The following is a 16,469-nucleotide window of genomic DNA, read 5'->3' on the forward strand; positions in this document are numbered from 1 at the left end:
ATTTCTCAATCTAAGAACTGATGCGGAAACTGTTCGGTTGAGAAAAAAAGAAGGACACGTATTTCTACCCTGTTGATCAATGGGTAAAATGCGGAGCTAAGATCTATCAGTCGGTTGGGTTATTGCACAGACAAAAAGAGATCACTTTAACTAAATAAAGTGATCTCTTTATTTGTATGTATTTTACTTTGTTTTATTTAAAGAAGCAGGTTTCTTTTCCTCTTCAATATTCTCCTTAGTTTGTTTTTTATTTGTTGGAGTGGTTGTAGCTGACAGAACAATTGTCTTATTATTTCCCTTTCCGATAGGACCACCACAAATAATCAGCAAAACCGACATATAGTGCCGATCGAATTTAATGATTTTAGGATTCATATGGCTATTTTTTTAGTGTACTGACAAATCTCTATAACGGACTTATACTATGTTAACAGCAAAAATGATATTTGGTTTTATTTAAGTTGATATACCTTTAGCTGCTTTTGTAATTTCTTACGTGTCATATGTATTCGCGTTTTTATTGTTCCTTCTGGCATCCCAAAATAGGAGGCAATTTCGTGATATTTGTAACCTTCGAGGAATAACTGGAAAATTTGGTAATTTTCCTCCGAAAGGTTACACATTGCCTTTTCGATATCATCTGATACGAACTTGTTTTCACCTTTATTCGATTCAGTTGTATTGTAAGCCTCGAGGCCAATGTAGGTTTCATGAATGTCGTTCGTTCGCTTGGCTTTGCGATACTGATTAATGTAAACATTCTTCATGATCACGTACAGCCAGGACATTAATTTGGGATGCTTAATAAAGTCATCGATCGACTTCAATGCGCGAATAAGTGTTTCCTGAATCAAGTCCTCCTTTTCGTCAGGATCGGTGGTGAATTTTCCCGCGAAATGTTTCAATAAGCTTCTTTTTTCTTCGACCAGCAAGTTTAAATTGGAATTGTTCATGATATCTTTCGTTTATTAAAATGATTGATTTTCTTGGCCAAACAGGTACAATTAGAGTGCTAGGTTTTGCTATAATTGAGCTGTTAATGTTTGTTTAAACAGCTAACTGCGGAAAATACGTATAGCCGCATTTTGATACATTGTAGCCGAAAAGCTACAATTGAGGCTAGTTTATTCGAAAAATAAAGTCTTAATGAATGTCTGCCCAAACTTTTTTCTCTCAGTTCAATAGGGTATTTATTCCCTTAAAAAATGTCCTAATTACGGGTCTCGGTAATGAAAATTTATCCGGTAAACTGTCTGCCTTTGTAGCCAATTGGAACAGTTTTTTATTTTTTATTGAACTAAAGATTCTTGAACAGGGTTATTTTATAAAGATTAGCAAACATAAATAATTACATATGAAAGAATTTAAGAAATTAATACCTATGATTGCAATTGTGCTATTATGTAGTACAACCATATTTTCCTGTAAAAATTCCTCCAAAAATAATAAGGAGGGAAGCGGACAATCGGATAATATTGCCCCGAGTGATGCCGATGAAACAAGGTACAACTTGAGTGAGCAGCAAAAGATGAGTATGCAGAAGGATACGACCTTACTGGACTCCACACAAAAGGATAGTTCAACGGATGTCAAACATTAGACGTGTTATCAGCGCGTCAATAGGGAACCGTTAATCAAAAAACTCTCTTTACGAAGAGAGTTTTTTGATTAACGGTTTGTATCATCTTAGATCTGTTTTTCATGGTTTTTAGTCATATCGTTTTATTTTTAATTCATTATAAGCCTTTTTCCTCCACATCCTCCTCCTGGTCAGTATCGGGCGTATAGATATCCTCTTCTTCATGATCCGGTTTCTGCGGATGTTTGTCATGTTCTGGATCGATATGGTCCAGATCATCTCTGTCACGTTGCTCTTCCTCTGTCGGATCGGGGCCTTTAGCACTTTCCGGATCATAGTTATCCGGTGTTATTTCCTTCAAGTCAGGAACCTTTGGAGCTTTGCGTACGGGCGTGCCATTATCTGTACCTGAACTATTGCCGATCGGGTCTATTTCGTTTAGTAGTGTAAAAGCATCTTCAAATGTCATCGGCGCACCACTACGAAATTGAATTGTTGTTCTCATCATTCCTTTTTATAGGTTAAACAGCTGTCAGCATCGAATCGTTGTCTTTTTGTGCGATGGGTCTGCTATTGGATGGGATAAGATAGTTTCTGCAATAAAAATGAAATTAATAATAAATACAAAACTTTTCAACGATAGAGCTTGTTATTAAACTAAAGTAATTTATTAAAAAAGATACTATGAGAAAATTTGCACTACTTTTATTGGTTACAGGCGGTATTTGTTTACAGGCAAACGCGCAGAAGATCGAAACTACACCACAGATGTCGTCCGATGTCGGCGTTGAGCCTATCCGCCAAGGCAACTGGATGGTCGGCGGATCAATCGGTAGTTTGGGTTATAGTTTCGAAGGAAAGTCATTTAATGCGGCACTGCAACCGCGCGCAGGTTATTTTGTGTCAGACGGTTTAGCAATCGGCGCACAGGCTAATCTTGGATTGCGAACAAAGAAGGACGCGGATAACGAATGGACCTATGGTATAGCACCCTTTGTTCGATACTATTTTCCTCAAGGTGGCTCGTCCACAGGACGGTTTTTCGGTCAGGGTGACGTCGGTATCTCTGGGAGCTCGGTTGGAAAAAGTGCTGCATTGGCATTAGGAGCAAATGTTGGTTATGCACATTTTATTACCAGAACTGTAGCCTTGGAAGCAACTTTCGGTTACAACTATAGCAAGGCCAGCATTAATACCGGTACTGGAGCGAGTGGTTTGGGTGTCGGCGTTGGGTTCCAGATCTACTTACCAGGGAAAAAATAAAACTTACTCCATGGGAGACCTTTAACATCAAGTTTCCATTCCGAAAGGTTTGGAAACTTTTTTTTTCAGCGGACCATGTTTCTCAGGGGTATTCTCAATGAAATTAGGGAATCGGAAACGCTAGGTAGGCCGGGAATAATAGCCTGACTCCTGTCTTGACCAATAGTTGGGCTAAGTAGTGGAAAGATAAGCGGACGTATAAATACGGTGGACTTAAAATTAAACACTTGTTCTGTTTTTAGTCGTTGAATTTTTGAAACATTTAATCTTTGACAACTGTTCTATCATTAGAAAAGACAATAACAATGGTTAAAACAAAAGATATCGGATTGATACTTAGAGATCGAATGGGGAAATGGTCTTCCTACAATATTCCATTGCTAAAGGAATGTCATCTGAAGGATAAGATCGTTAGAAGCAATGAACTTGAAGGCATATTTGTTATCGGGAATATTGCCACAGGTTTGTATATTTTTTCGCTTTATAAAAACCGCTTTATTGATCTAATGGGAAAAAGTATCGGAATGGAAGAAATATGCGAACATTTCGATGAATATAAACAAACGTTGATATAAAAACTTTAATATAATATATAGTATATCATTTCATTTTTAAACTAAAAAGAAGTATTATGAGTAATTTAACATGGAAAGGACGTTGGAACGAGTTAAAAGGAAAAGTAAAGCAACAATATGCTGATTTGACCGATGATGATTTGTTATATGCAGAAGGTAAAGAAGATGAGTTGTTGGGTAAGTTGCAACAAAAAACAGGTAAGACAAAAGAAGAGGTGGAAGATTGGTTAGATAAAATGTAAGCATTCGATTAATTGTAAACTTACGTATAAGAAGAGAATGCGGTCAATCTAGTTGACCGCATTTTTTGTGCGTTATAATGAAAAGATGGGCTTGTCCAATTTAATAGCGAGTCGATATACAGCGTTCATCAGTCCTACATGGCTATATGCCTGTGGGAAATTGCCCCATTGGCTACCATTATCTTCTGTAACATCCTCACTGAATAAGCCCAGATGGTTACTGTAGGTCAGCAGCTTTTCCAGTATTTCTTTTGCTTCTTCGACTCTTCCTACGCAGGCCAAAGCTTCCACATACCAGAATGCACAGACTAAAAAGGTAGATTTGGGTTTGCCAAAATCATCTTGGTGTTTGTAGCGGTAAAAGAGTCCATTTTCACCTTTCAGTTCTTTTTCAAGCATTTCGAGATGCTGCCAAGCCCGATCTGATTTGGGATCTAAGTAATCCATGACAATCAGCTGTAGCGTGCTGGCATCTAAATTTCGACTGTTTAACGCATTTTGGTAAACTTTTCTTTCGTCGTCATAGCAGGCTTCAATATAGGTGGCTGCCTTTTCGAGCAAAACAGTGGCGCGCTGTTCCATATCTTGATAACCATTTTGGCGGGCGATAAGCAAAGCAGCCTTGCAACCGACCCATTGAAAAAGGTTGGAATAGCAATGGTGGTTGGCAAAATTTCTGAATTCCCAGATTCCGGCATCTTTCTCATCGATCGTTGCTTCGATTTTCTCCAGAATAAAGTTTACCCAGCCTAGTACATTTTTGTTCTCGTGGATTTTGAAACGTTGGTCTGTAAACAAGGGGAGGAGGGCTATCATTGCCTGGCCATAAACATCATTCTGGATGTGTTCGAATGCTTGATTGCCGATGCGAACGGGACCACTATCCTGATATCCTTTTAGATCAGGTAGGATATGTTCCGTCAATTCAGAGGTTCCCAATATACCATATAAGGGTTGAAGCCTGCCCGGGTTGTGATGTGTAATACCGGCAATATAGTTGGCAAAACTTTCCATTTCTTCAAACTGACCAATATGTGTCAATGCGGTCAATACATAATAGCTGTCACGGACCCAGCAATAACGATAATCCCAGTTTCTTCCTGAGCCTGGAAATTCGGGCAGGCTGGTGGTCGATGCGGCAATAATAGCTCCCGTATCTTCGTATTGGTGTAATTTGAGTACCAGGGCCGAACGAATCACTTCTTTTTGGTAAATATTGGGGATATTACATCTTTTAATCCAGCGCTGCCAGTAGCTCAATGTTTTGATAAGGAAGTCCTCACAGGTGCTGGCAATTGCAGATTCGAAAGCTGCATCATAGGTCAATATAAGATATTTATTCTCGCTGATGATTGTCCAGCTGTCCTCTTGAAAAAAATGTGATATCGGTACATCTGTTGTCAGGCGAATGCGTTCACCGATATCAGCACTACTATAGAGAATATGGTTGCTTCCCCGCGTAGCTTTTAACGCATTACGACCATAATTTCCCGTTGGTTGACATTGGATATTAACACTGGGTGCACCGCGTAGCGGTTCTATTTTACGGATCAACATCAATGGTTTAAAATATCGTCCAAATTGTTCGAATCGGGGTGCGAAATCTGTAATGCGATAGGCAAAAGATGCAGTATGGATTTCTGTACAGAGGATATTTGAGTTTTTGATGTAATATTGTTTCGTTTCTACGACTTCTTCTTCCGGTTTTACAACGAAACAGCCCCCTTGATTTTTATCTATTAGACCACCAAAAACAAAACTATCTTCAAATGATGGCCAACATAACCAAGAGATATTACTGTTAATGTCTACATGCGCTATATAGGAACAGTTGCCGATTATCCCCGCTTGATACATATGTCTGTTTGCTGTCTTATTTTCCTTCATGATTTATAATAAGTTGATTTAAAAATTGAAGTACATCTTCCTGTTGATCCAAATAATATTTTGCCGCCGATTTATTGTTGCCAACTTTGATGCTAATAGTTGAGCGGGGCAGATATTTGAAAAGATCTTCATCGGTGACATCATCACCGATAGCCAATAAAAAATCGGCTTTAATATGCCCCGCGATTTCTAGTGCCGCTTTTCCTTTGTTGACCTCGGTATTCTTAACTTCAATTACGGCATTTCCATCAAGGAGCTGTAATCCATAGTCATTTAACATAGGATTTAAAATTTCCTTCAGTTCTGCCGCTTTCAGTTCTCCAAGCCCTTGTTCCACTTTACGGTAATGCCAAGCCAAGGAATATGGTTTGGCCTCTATGTAAGAGCCGGGTGTCTGATCAGCCAACTTTTCCATCAGCTTTTTGACTTCGGGCATCCAGTGTAGCGCCAAGCCCTTTTTGTAGGCCCAGTTAAAGTTGGGAAAATTAGACCATATCCCATGTTCAGCGACCAAATAGTAGGAGCGTCCGTCAAACCAGGTAGATAGGCTCTCCTGCGAACGCCCGCTGATGATGACCAAAGTATTGAGCGGATCGGCGATAATACTATCCAGGAGATTGTACAAAAGAACCGTTGGGCTGGCTTTCTGGGCATGATTTTGAAATTTGACCAGTGTGCCGTCATAATCCAAAAAAAACAGTCTGTTATGGCTTTGTTTGTACCGTTCAGCTATACTGTTAAAAACTTTATCTGAAATTCGCCTTGCCCATTCATCACGTTGTATGGCCTTTGTTTCTGCCATACGGTCTAGAAAAAGGCGGACCCAGTGATGGACGTTAAACTTCTGTATAATCTGGCGATTAGCTTCCGTACGTTCGCGAATCTCTTCTGGTGGCATTCTAATCGCATGATAGATACTATCCGCAGTTTCAGCTTGGTTGTATGGATTGACAATAAGCGCATCTACGAGTTCCTTCGAAGCACCTGCAAATTCACTCAGAATCAATACACCATCAGAATTGGTCTTACAGGCAATATATTCCTTGCTAACGAGATTCATTCCATCTCTCGTAGAAGTAATCATACATATATCAGATGCAATATAGAGTCCTATAAGTTCTTCAAATGGAAGAGATTTATAAAAATAGAGCACGGGAGTCCAACTCAGATTGCCATAAATTGAATTAATCTCGCTTACTTTTCGGTTGATTTCATCTTTCAGTTTTTTATATTGTGAGACCTTATCCCTGGAAGGAACGATAAGCATATACAGTATGACTTTTGAATGCCATTCCGGATATTTTTCCAGGAAGGTCAGGAAAGCACGTAGTCTTTCCAATATTCCTTTGCTATAGTCAAGCCGGTCTACTGATATTATTATTTTTTGGTTTGGAAAATGACTGCGAAATTGGGTAGCGATTGCATTAACTTCGGGTAGGGAACTCGTGTGGACAAACTTTTCGTAGTCTATTCCCATGGGGAAAGATTCGACAAATATATGTCTATCTCTGTATTTGAGCTGATTGTGACCACAAGGTACATGCAATACCTTCTTACAGGCATTAAGAAAGTTCTGACTATCTGCAAATGTATGAAAACCAACAAGATCGGCGCCGAGTAAACCCTCAATGAGTTCTTTCCGCTGCGGAAGGTTCATAAATAATTCCTCCGATGGGAAAGGGATATGGTGAAAATAGCCGATATTGAGTTCCTGATTTTCTTGACGTAATAATTGCGGCAGCAACATGAGCTGATAATCCTGTACCCAAATAAAATCAGGAGCATCTTGTATCGATAATGCAGCATCACAAAATTTTTTATTGACAGCAACATAAGTCGACCAGTATTCCTGATCAAAGTGAATATAGCTCGGCTGATAATGGCAGATCGGCCAGAGAACCTCATTGGAGTAACCTTCGTAGAAGTTGTGGATTTCCTCTTTTGATAAGAAGACGGGTAGCAGATTCATCGGCTTGAGCAGTGCGATGATTTTCTCCTTTTCACTGTCATCTTTGGGAACTATTCCGGGCCAGCCAACCCAGCAGATTTCAGTAGAGTCAAAGGCCGAATTTAGGCCAGTAGCCAAACCACCGGCACTAGGTTTGATGATAAGCTTGTCTTTTTTTCGTTCTATTTGTATCGGCAGTCTATTTGAAATTATTATTTTCTTTTTATTCTTCATAAAAATATTAGATCGATTTATTTGCAGTGTAGAAGAGTTATAATGAATATAACGATGGGTGCGTATCTATATAAATGAACAAAGCCTAGCTCAAAATCGTTTTGATTAATTCAAATAAGGTCTATTGGTGGTTTTTATCGGACTTAAATAGAAAATTTAGGTAATAGCTGGTTCCGCTTTACTTTTAGCTGTAAATAGGGGTGATAATTATTTCAAAAAAAAGACCTGTAGTGTTCGCTACAGGTCCTTTTATGGCGTGTTCAGTCTTATGAAACGCTCGGGATGTCTATTTTTTCCTTGACCAGTCGGTCTCTCATAAACTCATCCAGGATTGTTCCCAATCGCCCCGAAATTTCACCAAGGATACTTTCCCAATCTTTTACTGTACCATCACAGTTATCTGAAACGATCTTAATACTGTGAAAAGGCAGATTTTTGAGTAAGCAGAAATTTGCTAGCGCATAGGATTCCATATCAAAGGCCAAAGGGTTCAGGTGTCTGATATCTTGATAGAAGGCCGTATTGACATTGATAAAACGATCTGAAGTCAGCAGTGCCTCTTCGTAGTTAAATTCGTCAAGAGAAACGGATTCGATTACTCCTTGCCCTTTTAGGAAAAGTGTATTTTCTAAAAAGAAACCCTCTGTATAAGCATCGCCTTGTGCATAGTAGTTCGGATACAATACATGCCCAATTGGGTGTCTTGTGCATCCGATCGTGCCGACATTCAGTAGAACAGGGTTGATGCCCAATGCTTTGATGTCTTCATAGAGCGTTGCCAACGACAAAAGCGCGTTTACTTTTCCAACACCTATTTCATAGATGAAGGTTGATTTATTTTCGGTAGTAAAAGATAATTCATTTTTATTTGCTACCAGAATGATTGTTTCAATCTCTTTGTTAAGAATCATTTAATTTTCTTCAATATAAGGGTATTCGAAAGCGAGCTCTCCAGCATTGATTAAATGCAAGAAATTGACACAGGCTTGTTTCGATGTAGTGAAATCCATGAATGTGTAGTTACCACAGCTGATCGGATTTTGAAAAGGTACTTCGTAGCCCTCAGTCAAAATCGTTTCCAGAACTTCTTTCATCAATTCGGCTACAGCTTGGGGACTTCTGTCTGTACCCGCTAAGACCACATAAAATCCGGTGCAGCATCCCATCGGACCAACATAGATGACTTCATCACCCAAAATTGTTCTAATTTCTGTCGCAAAACAATGCTCCAATGTATGCATCACCTCCGGAGACAACATGCGTTCCGGTGAATTTGGTCTGATCATGCGGATATCGTAAGTCGTATAGCTTTCAATAGCGCTACTATTGGTATTGGAAGCCTTGGCATATATCCCTTGTTTCAATTTGGTATGGTCTACCGTGAAACTATTTACTTTTGCTTTTTCTTTTGTATACATCTTATTCTGTACATAGCTATAAAGTCCAGGACTTTACAGGGGTTAAAAGTTGAATTTATAATTCCTACAAAGGTAGTAGATATTATTGAAAAAGATTGATGAAAAAACTATTTTAACACTTCATAATGTTCCACTGTCGGGAAGGGGTCATAATAGTGATGTAATAGTTTTTCCCATTCCTTAAATAATTGAGATTCTCTGAAACCTACTGTATGATCCTCTAAAGTTTCCCATTCGACCAATAGGATGTATTGGTTATCTTTTTCAAGGCATTTGCGGAGTGAATGTGTTATATACCCTTTGCTAGCGCTAATGTACTGGCAAGCAGTTTTATAATCACGTTCGAAATTAGACTGTTGTCCCTCGATAATTTGTAGTACGGCTACTTCTAAAATCATAATTTGTTTTTTTAAATATATAGTCAAGTAAATATATCAAATATTTCCACGATAAAAAAGGTCTAAGTTTCAGTAATGATAGCTTTCAGGCCCTGAGAAGCAATAATGTCTAAAACGAAAGGTATCCCTGGATTGCGGTTTTCGGCATTCCATACCAAAGATAAGGTGGTTCGTTGTGCTAAGCCATCCAGTTCAAGAAAACGCACATCAACCTGATAACCATTTTTTAAAGAGGCTGGTACAATGGCAACCCCTAGTCCCTGTGCCACCATATTAAATATGGTTAATGCATTTACCGTCCGGAGTGTAACTTTTGGTGTAAACTGATGATCCTGAAAAATACTCATGACCAAATCATAATAGGAGTGACTGTAATTTTTGGAAAACAGAATAAAGGATTCGTTCTTCAATTGGTACAGATCAGGTTTCTCCTGTTTTAACAAGGGATGATTGTTTGGTAGTACCAGACTGAAATGTTCTGTATGAATAGGAAGGCTATGCAATCCTATCGGTGTTTCGGAAAGACGGACAAAACCGAAATCAAGTTCTTTTTTTTGAATAAGATCCAATTGTGTTTCATTGGCAAGTTCGTGTAGTGACAGTTCGATGTCGGGTTGCTTTTGTTTGAGGGTGAGCAACAACTGAGGTAATATTGTTTGTACTGCCGATCCGATAAAGCCCAACTTTAGGGTGCTGATCTTGCCGTTGGCCAAACTCTGGAGCTGCGTTTCAATCTGATCTAGATGTCTAAACAGTTCTTTTACCTCGTCGAAGAGGTAACCTCCGGCCTCCGTTAAAGAGACATTTCTTTTATTGCGCTCAAACAGCGTTACATGATAGTTTTCTTCCAGTTGCTTGATCTGTCGACTCAGACCCGGTTGGGCAATGAATAGCCGTTCAGCAGCTTTTCTGAAATGGAGCTCTTCGGCTAATACTTTAAAATAGAGAAGATGTCTAAGTTCTATTTGATAATTCATGGTTATCAATTGATGATAAAAATGGTATTTCTAATTATTAAATATAGCGGCTAAATTTGATAAAAGCTTTATAACAATGGAAAAATTTTTATACGGCAGTGGACATTTAACCAGTTCCATTGCCTTGGCAATAGCAAAAGGTGAAGTTAAAGGGGAGATCTCAGCAGAAGTGAAGGCAGCTATCGATCGGAGTGCAGCCTATGTACGCCAGATTGTCGAACGTGGGCAGGTGGTTTATGGTATCAATACGGGGTTTGGTCCACTTTGTACGACGCTGATTGATGCGGATCAGACGCAGGTGTTGCAGGAGAATATCCTGAAGAGCCATGCTGTAGGGATGGGCGAGCCTATCGCAAATGATTTGGCTAAAGTGATGCTTATATTGAAAGTTCATGCATTGGCCAAGGGCTTCTCGGGTGTTCAGTACAGTACATTGGAACGTATAATATGGCATATCGAGCAGGATGTTATTCCTGTTGTACCCAAACAGGGTTCAGTTGGTGCCTCGGGAGACTTGGCACCATTGTCCCATCTTTTCCTGCCCCTGATTGGGCTTGGCAAAGTGAATGTCGAGGGTGAAATTTATACAACGGCGGATATTTTAGCGCAACATGGTCTTAAGCCTGTTCAATTAGGTGCTAAGGAGGGGTTGGCCTTGATCAATGGGACACAATTTATGGCTGCTCATGGTGTGAAAGCTGTTAGCGAGTTCAATAGAGTACTTCAAAATGCGGATATTATTGCCGCATTGATGATTGAGGGACTGAATGGATCCATTAAACCTTTCTTTTCCGAATTACATCAACTGCGTCCACACGCTGGCAATCGCTATGTTGCTTCAAATATCCATTCCTTACTTTATGGGTCAGCTATTTTAGAAAGTCATAAAGATTGTTCGCGTGTTCAAGATCCGTATTCTTTACGTTGTATCCCACAGGTGCATGGCGCTTCACGTAATGCATGGCTTCACTTAAAGGATACGATCGAGGTTGAAATCAACTCGGTAACAGATAATCCTGTTATTATAAACGACGAATTAACGATCAGTGGCGGTAGTTTCCATGGACAGTCTATTGCCTTACCTTTGGATTATGCTACGCTCGCCGTATCGGAAATAGGTAATATATCAGATCGGAGGGTGTATTTATCCCTAGAGGGGCAAACCAATGGGGTGCCTAAGTTGTTGATGAAATCGACAGGACTTAATTCTGGTTTTATGATTCTTCAATATAGTACAGCTGCTATTGCAAGTGAGAATAAGGGTTTGTGTTTTCCAGCAAGTGCGGATAGTATCCCAACATCATTGGGACAAGAAGATCATGTGAGTATGGGTTCCATTTCTGGTAGAAAGCTGCTTCAGGTCATAGATAACGTGGATAAAATTCTGAGTATTGAATTGTTATGCGCAGCACAGGCGAAGGATTATCATCACCCGCTGCGGTCTACTCCGGCATTGGAAGCGGTCCATGAACGCATACGGCAGTTTATTCCACATATTGAATCTGATCAGCCAATGGAAGCTTTGTTAACGAATGCATTGGAATTGGTCAAATCGGGCGAACTGATTACCCTACGTCAGCAGACTAATCCGCAGCAAGATGTTGAGACCGCGTTGGTAGAACGTTTTGATACATTTTAGATTGGCATATTATGGAGAAAGATTTAAAACTTATAGGACCTTTCAGGCAATTATTGACAATGGATCATATTTCATTGAAAGGTGCTATAAAGGATAACGAATTACAGATCATTGATCATGCTGGCATTTTGATTGAAGGAGAAATCATTCAAGAGATAGGTGATTTTAACCTTTTATGTCAACAATGGCAGGAAAGAGCTACCATCATCCATCTTGAAGGTGATCAGGTCGCTTTACCGGGCTTCGTGGATTGCCATACCCACATTAGCTATGCAGGGCAGCGGGCAAATGATTTTGCGCTTCGTAACGCAGGCTCTTCCTATCTGGAAATTGCGGAATCCGGTGGTGGAATTTGGAGTACGGTATCCCAGACAAGAGCTAGTGCCGAAGATGAACTGGTACAACTGACTATCGATCGCTCCGATTTTTTATTGCGTCAAGGTATTACAACTGTCGAAGTTAAAAGTGGTTACGGTCTTCAAGTTGAAGAAGAACTTAAGATTTTGCGCGCTATTAAGAGGGCAAATGGCCAAACTGCTGCGGATTTAATACCGACTTGTTTAGCAGCACATATGCTGCCTCGGGACTATAAAGGATCGGCGAAAGATTACCTTGATTTGATGGAGGCAACTCTCTTCCCAGAATTGAAAGCACAGCAGTTGGCCAATCGAGTGGATGCTTTTATTGAAAAAACAGCATTTGATGCCGAAACGATCAAACCGTATTTGCAACGGGCCAAAGAAATGGGCTTCGATTTGACGGTTCATGCAGATCAGTTCAGTACCTCCGGAAGTCAAGTTGCAGTGGAATTAGGAGCACGATCCGCTGATCACCTTGAAGCGTCTACAGCCGTCGAGATTGAGCTTTTGGCGCATTCAGATACCGTTGCTGTGGCATTGCCTGCGGCATCTATTGGTATCGGTTGTGCTTTCACGCCGGCACGCAAACTGTTGGACGCCGGTGCAAGTTTAGCAATCGCAAGTGACTGGAATCCGGGTTCCGCACCGATTGGCCAATTGCTGACCAGTGCCTGTATATTGGCAACAATGGAAAAGCTCAGCAACGCTGAGGTTTTATCAGCATTGACCTTCCGGGCAGCACATGCCTTGAATCTGCATGATCGCGGCAAGTTGGCAAAGGGAATGCGAGCGGATTTTAGTTTATTTCAGACCGATAATTATCAAAATATCACTTATTATCAAGGAAGTATGCAGCCTTCGGCTGTCTGGAAAAATGGTAAGGAAGTGTTTTCAATTGAACGATGATGGACAATGTATTTAGTCGTGTAGTTGCAGAAGGTATCCCTTCGCAGCTACCCCCCAAGATAGCGCGTGATCTGACTGTAAGTCATGCACCACGACGCAAAGATATTCTTTCGAAAAAAGAGGAAAAGCTTGCGCTTAGAAATGCCCTGCGTTACTTCCCAAAATCATGGCATGCGGAATTGGCACCGGAGTTTCTGGCCGAATTAAAAGCTTACGGAAGGATCTATATGTATCGCTTTAGGCCAAGTTATGAAATGTATGCACGTCCGATAGCAGCCTACCCGGCAAAAAGTAAACAAGCAGCAGCCATTATGCTGATGATTCAGAATAATTTGGATCCTGCAGTTGCCCAACATCCCCATGAGCTGATTACTTATGGTGGTAATGGTGCCGTATTTCAAAATTGGGCACAATACCGCCTGACGATGCATTATCTTTCCCAGATGACGGATGAACAAACGCTGCATATGTACAGTGGTCATCCAATGGGTTTATTTCCATCTTCGGAACATGCTCCCCGGGTTGTTGTCAGCAATGGTATGATGATTCCGAATTATTCGAAACCCGATGATTGGGAGCGGTACAATGCGCTTGGTGTCACCCAATATGGGCAGATGACAGCAGGTTCCTATATGTACATTGGTCCACAAGGTATTGTGCACGGAACAACGATTACGGTCATGAATGCTTTCCGTCGGCAGCTTCCAGTTGGAGAATCTATCCAAGGAAAAGTGTTTTTGACCTCCGGCCTCGGGGGGATGAGTGGCGCACAGCCGAAAGCAGGTAATATTGCTGGTTGCATTACCGTCTGCGCTGAGGTCAATCCTACCGCCGCGAAAAAAAGACACGAGCAGGGTTGGGTAGATGTATTGGTGGAAGATATTGCTCAATTGGTGGAGCAGGTTCGCATAGCGATGGATAAAAAGCAGACGATATCCTTTGCTTATATTGGTAATATTGTGGAGGTCTGGGAAGCCTTTGACCGCGAGCATATTTATGTCACTGTTGGATCTGACCAGACATCGCTCCATAACCCCTGGTCTGGAGGATATTATCCAATGGGCTTATCGTTTGATGAGTCCAATGTGCTGATGGCTACCGATCCGGATAGATTTAAGCAGCTTGTCCAGGCAACTTTAGTTCGTCATGTAGATGCCATTAATAACCATGTTGCCAAGGGTACATATTTCTTCGACTATGGCAATGCATTTCTACTAGAAAGTAGTCGTGCCGGAGCGGCAATATTGGATTCGGAGGGGGATAAATTTATATATCCATCATATGTTCAGGATATTTTAGGGCCAATGTGCTTTGACTACGGTTTTGGTCCGTTTCGTTGGGTATGTACCTCCGGAGATCCTTCGGATCTTGAAAAGACAGATCAGCTTGCAATGGCTGTACTGACATCGCTTCAGGCGATAGCGCCAAAGGAGATCCAACAACAGATGTTGGATAACATCCAATGGATCAAGGAGGCCGGAAAGAATAAGTTGGTTGTAGGCTCACAAGCCCGTATCCTGTATGCAGATTCTAATGGCCGTATCGCGATTGCCAAAGCATTTAATGAAGCCGTTCGAAACGGAGAACTTGCTGGTCCAGTCGTATTGGGGCGTGATCATCACGATGTCAGTGGAACGGATTCCCCTTATCGGGAGACAAGCAATATCTATGACGGAAGTCAGTTTACCGCGGATATGGCGATACATAATGTGATAGGTGATAGTTTTCGAGGTGCAACCTGGGTCTCCATTCACAATGGTGGCGGTGTTGGCTGGGGCGAAGTAATCAATGGCGGTTTCGGAATGTTGCTTGATGGTTCGGTAGCCGCAGATGGTAAACTGGAGAAAATGTTGTACTTTGATGTGAATAATGGTATCGCTAGGCGTGCCTGGGCACGTAATAAAGAGGCAAATCAAGCCTTGGATAGTGCAATGGCAAGCAATCAGACGCTACAGGTTACCCGCGCACAACTGGTGGACGACCATATTATTGATGAATTGTTTAATGACAACGAATGAATCTTTTACTTAACCAGCGGGACTTATATACCAGGGGAGACCAGGCCGTCTGGAAAGGGCGAATCGACGGCGAACAAAGGCATTGGATGCGCTGGCATCAATTGATGGAATGTACAGACCTGTTGGTCGATCCCAATTTGAATCAGTCAGTGGTGTTCCTGGGGTTTTGCAGTGACGAAGGTGTCGCCCGCAACCAGGGACGGGTGGGTGCTAAGGATGGACCTGGTGCTATACGGAATGTACTTGCTAATCTGCCGGTTCATTTTTCATGTGAACTAAAACTTAAAGATGCTGGTGATATTTTTCTTAAAGATAGTGATTTAGAGTATGCTCAATTGGCGCTGGGTTATGCTGTATCTTCAATTCTTAAAGCAGGTGGATTTCCTGTCGTATTGGGGGGTGGACACGAGGTGACTTATGGCCATTATCTCGGAATAAAAGATTTTTTGGCTGATTGTGGACATAAGATCGGTATTATCAACCTGGATGCTCATTTGGATATGCGTGCGCTTGCTGGAGGGCAGGGGAATTCAGGAACAGGATTTTACCAGATCGAAGCGGACCGTGAAGGTATGGGCCAATCGTTTCATTATATGGCTATTGGTATACAGGAGATCAGCAATACAAGTGGTCTTATCAACTATGCAAAGTCAAAGCATACGCAGATTATTGAACGAAGAGATCTGGTTCCAGGTAAGCTTAATGCTATTAAGAAGCAAATTGAAGTATTTGCCAGTCAGGTTGATTATATATACTTAACTGTTGACCTGGATGTTTTCGCGGCTCCTTATGCACCCGGCGTAAGTGCGCTAGCCTTCAATGGTATTATTCCGGATGATCTATTTTTCGACTTGTACAGTGCTATTATTGAACTGCCTAATTTGAGGTCCATGGATATCGCGGAGTTAAACCCGTATTTTGATATTGATGCCCGGACAGCAAAACTGGCGGCAGATCTTATTTTTAAATTTTTAAATAGGTTTTAATCGATTGTATTTGGATAGGTCTTGGTGAAATAAGACTTGT

Annotated in this window: 17 protein-coding genes; 8 read left to right on the top strand and 9 right to left on the bottom strand. The window is 41.0% G+C overall.

All coding sequences use genetic code 11. From position 1 onward, the window contains the following. Positions 1-183 precede the first annotated feature (183 nt). Together M2408_RS02450 and M2408_RS02455 are read right to left on the bottom strand one after the other, a co-directional pair. Positions 184-375 carry a hypothetical protein gene (locus M2408_RS02450; protein WP_259178934.1) on the bottom strand — a complete coding sequence of 64 codons (192 nt, stop codon included), beginning with the start codon at positions 373-375 and terminating at the stop codon, positions 184-186. A gap of 77 nt (positions 376-452) precedes the next feature. Then, a complete protein-coding gene (locus M2408_RS02455; protein ID WP_223580154.1) occupies positions 453-953 on the bottom strand; it encodes an RNA polymerase sigma factor in 501 nt (166 codons plus the stop codon). Positions 954-1,354: 401 nt separating this feature from the next. Here M2408_RS02455 and M2408_RS02460 point away from each other — a divergent pair, with 401 nt between their 5' ends. Beyond that, positions 1,355-1,600 (top strand): hypothetical protein, encoded by a 246-nt coding sequence (locus M2408_RS02460; protein ID WP_259178936.1) that lies wholly within the window; start codon positions 1,355-1,357, stop codon positions 1,598-1,600. A gap of 136 nt (positions 1,601-1,736) precedes the next feature. Here M2408_RS02460 and M2408_RS02465 read toward each other — a convergent pair whose 3' ends face one another. Beyond that, positions 1,737-2,087: a hypothetical protein gene (locus M2408_RS02465; RefSeq protein WP_259178938.1), complete on the bottom strand. Its 351-nt coding sequence runs from the start codon at positions 2,085-2,087 to the stop codon at positions 1,737-1,739. 176 nt (positions 2,088-2,263) lie between these two features. Here M2408_RS02465 and M2408_RS02470 point away from each other — a divergent pair, with 176 nt between their 5' ends. From M2408_RS02470 to M2408_RS02480, 3 genes are all read left to right on the top strand, one after another. Next, positions 2,264-2,842, top strand: coding sequence for a hypothetical protein (locus tag M2408_RS02470; protein ID WP_259178940.1), 579 nt, complete (start codon positions 2,264-2,266; stop codon positions 2,840-2,842). Positions 2,843-3,147: 305 nt separating this feature from the next. Further along, positions 3,148-3,417: a hypothetical protein gene (locus M2408_RS02475; protein WP_077434091.1), complete on the top strand. Its 270-nt coding sequence runs from the start codon at positions 3,148-3,150 to the stop codon at positions 3,415-3,417. A 56-nt stretch (positions 3,418-3,473) separates the two neighbouring features. Continuing rightward, entirely contained in the window at positions 3,474-3,659 is a 186-nt protein-coding gene (locus tag M2408_RS02480; RefSeq protein ID WP_104382022.1) for a CsbD family protein, read from the top strand. A gap of 72 nt (positions 3,660-3,731) precedes the next feature. Here M2408_RS02480 and M2408_RS02485 read toward each other — a convergent pair whose 3' ends face one another. The 6 genes from M2408_RS02485 to M2408_RS02510 all read right to left on the bottom strand — a co-directional run bounded on the left by M2408_RS02485 (position 3,732) and on the right by M2408_RS02510 (position 10,521). Further along, complete coding sequence (locus M2408_RS02485; RefSeq protein ID WP_259178947.1) at positions 3,732-5,546, bottom strand: glycoside hydrolase family 15 protein; 1,815 nt, start codon at positions 5,544-5,546, stop codon at positions 3,732-3,734. After that, positions 5,533-7,728 (bottom strand): bifunctional alpha,alpha-trehalose-phosphate synthase (UDP-forming)/trehalose-phosphatase, encoded by a 2,196-nt coding sequence (locus M2408_RS02490; RefSeq protein ID WP_259178948.1) that lies wholly within the window; start codon positions 7,726-7,728, stop codon positions 5,533-5,535. Before M2408_RS02490 ends, M2408_RS02485 begins: the two co-directional genes overlap by 14 nt. 266 nt (positions 7,729-7,994) lie before the next feature. Continuing rightward, positions 7,995-8,639, bottom strand: coding sequence for a hypothetical protein (locus M2408_RS02495; protein WP_259178949.1), 645 nt, complete (start codon positions 8,637-8,639; stop codon positions 7,995-7,997). Continuing rightward, positions 8,640-9,146, bottom strand: a complete 507-nt coding sequence (locus M2408_RS02500) for an S-ribosylhomocysteine lyase (RefSeq protein ID WP_120257880.1) — start codon at positions 9,144-9,146, stop codon at positions 8,640-8,642. A gap of 107 nt (positions 9,147-9,253) precedes the next feature. Then, positions 9,254-9,544: an antibiotic biosynthesis monooxygenase gene (locus tag M2408_RS02505; protein ID WP_120257879.1), complete on the bottom strand. Its 291-nt coding sequence runs from the start codon at positions 9,542-9,544 to the stop codon at positions 9,254-9,256. Between the two features lie 62 nt (positions 9,545-9,606). Next, complete coding sequence (locus M2408_RS02510) at positions 9,607-10,521, bottom strand: LysR family transcriptional regulator (RefSeq protein ID WP_259178951.1); 915 nt, start codon at positions 10,519-10,521, stop codon at positions 9,607-9,609. Positions 10,522-10,597: 76 nt separating this feature from the next. Between M2408_RS02510 and hutH the strand changes: the two genes are divergently transcribed. Genes hutH through hutG form a run of 4 tightly spaced genes read left to right on the top strand, consistent with a single transcriptional unit; the run spans position 10,598 to position 16,429 of the window. Continuing rightward, positions 10,598-12,160, top strand: coding sequence for a histidine ammonia-lyase (gene hutH, locus M2408_RS02515; protein ID WP_259178952.1), 1,563 nt, complete (start codon positions 10,598-10,600; stop codon positions 12,158-12,160). An 11-nt stretch (positions 12,161-12,171) separates the two neighbouring features. Beyond that, entirely contained in the window at positions 12,172-13,425 is a 1,254-nt protein-coding gene (hutI, locus tag M2408_RS02520) for an imidazolonepropionase (protein WP_259178953.1), read from the top strand. After that, complete coding sequence (locus M2408_RS02525; protein WP_259178955.1) at positions 13,422-15,443, top strand: urocanate hydratase; 2,022 nt, start codon at positions 13,422-13,424, stop codon at positions 15,441-15,443. The genes hutI and M2408_RS02525 overlap by 4 nt, the downstream gene beginning before the upstream one ends. Then, positions 15,440-16,429, top strand: coding sequence for a formimidoylglutamase (hutG, locus tag M2408_RS02530; protein ID WP_259178957.1), 990 nt, complete (start codon positions 15,440-15,442; stop codon positions 16,427-16,429). The genes M2408_RS02525 and hutG overlap by 4 nt, the downstream gene beginning before the upstream one ends. The last annotated feature ends 40 nt before the right edge of the window (positions 16,430-16,469 follow it).

The organism is Sphingobacterium sp. BIGb0165 (genome assembly GCF_024810095.1).
Taxonomy (GTDB): domain Bacteria; phylum Bacteroidota; class Bacteroidia; order Sphingobacteriales; family Sphingobacteriaceae; genus Sphingobacterium; species Sphingobacterium detergens.

What these genes read in the sequence shown, in the direction of transcription:
- M2408_RS02450 (WP_259178934.1), bottom strand. Translation starts at nt 375, where the DNA reads ATGAATCCTAAAATCATTAAATTCGATCGGCACTATATGTCGGTTTTG.
- M2408_RS02465 (WP_259178938.1), bottom strand. Translation starts at nt 2,087, where the DNA reads ATGATGAGAACAACAATTCAATTTCGTAGTGGTGCGCCGATGACATTT.
- M2408_RS02525 (WP_259178955.1), top strand. Translation starts at nt 13,422, where the DNA reads ATGATGGACAATGTATTTAGTCGTGTAGTTGCAGAAGGTATCCCTTCG.
- M2408_RS02490 (WP_259178948.1), bottom strand. Translation starts at nt 7,728, where the DNA reads ATGAAGAATAAAAAGAAAATAATAATTTCAAATAGACTGCCGATACAA.
- M2408_RS02505 (WP_120257879.1), bottom strand. Translation starts at nt 9,544, where the DNA reads ATGATTTTAGAAGTAGCCGTACTACAAATTATCGAGGGACAACAGTCT.
- hutI (WP_259178953.1), top strand. Translation starts at nt 12,172, where the DNA reads ATGGAGAAAGATTTAAAACTTATAGGACCTTTCAGGCAATTATTGACA.
- hutH (WP_259178952.1), top strand. Translation starts at nt 10,598, where the DNA reads ATGGAAAAATTTTTATACGGCAGTGGACATTTAACCAGTTCCATTGCC.
- M2408_RS02485 (WP_259178947.1), bottom strand. Translation starts at nt 5,546, where the DNA reads ATGAAGGAAAATAAGACAGCAAACAGACATATGTATCAAGCGGGGATA.
- M2408_RS02500 (WP_120257880.1), bottom strand. Translation starts at nt 9,146, where the DNA reads ATGTATACAAAAGAAAAAGCAAAAGTAAATAGTTTCACGGTAGACCAT.
- M2408_RS02470 (WP_259178940.1), top strand. Translation starts at nt 2,264, where the DNA reads ATGAGAAAATTTGCACTACTTTTATTGGTTACAGGCGGTATTTGTTTA.
- M2408_RS02475 (WP_077434091.1), top strand. Translation starts at nt 3,148, where the DNA reads ATGGTTAAAACAAAAGATATCGGATTGATACTTAGAGATCGAATGGGG.
- M2408_RS02480 (WP_104382022.1), top strand. Translation starts at nt 3,474, where the DNA reads ATGAGTAATTTAACATGGAAAGGACGTTGGAACGAGTTAAAAGGAAAA.
- M2408_RS02495 (WP_259178949.1), bottom strand. Translation starts at nt 8,639, where the DNA reads ATGATTCTTAACAAAGAGATTGAAACAATCATTCTGGTAGCAAATAAA.
- M2408_RS02510 (WP_259178951.1), bottom strand. Translation starts at nt 10,521, where the DNA reads ATGAATTATCAAATAGAACTTAGACATCTTCTCTATTTTAAAGTATTA.
- M2408_RS02460 (WP_259178936.1), top strand. Translation starts at nt 1,355, where the DNA reads ATGAAAGAATTTAAGAAATTAATACCTATGATTGCAATTGTGCTATTA.
- M2408_RS02455 (WP_223580154.1), bottom strand. Translation starts at nt 953, where the DNA reads ATGAACAATTCCAATTTAAACTTGCTGGTCGAAGAAAAAAGAAGCTTA.
- hutG (WP_259178957.1), top strand. Translation starts at nt 15,440, where the DNA reads ATGAATCTTTTACTTAACCAGCGGGACTTATATACCAGGGGAGACCAG.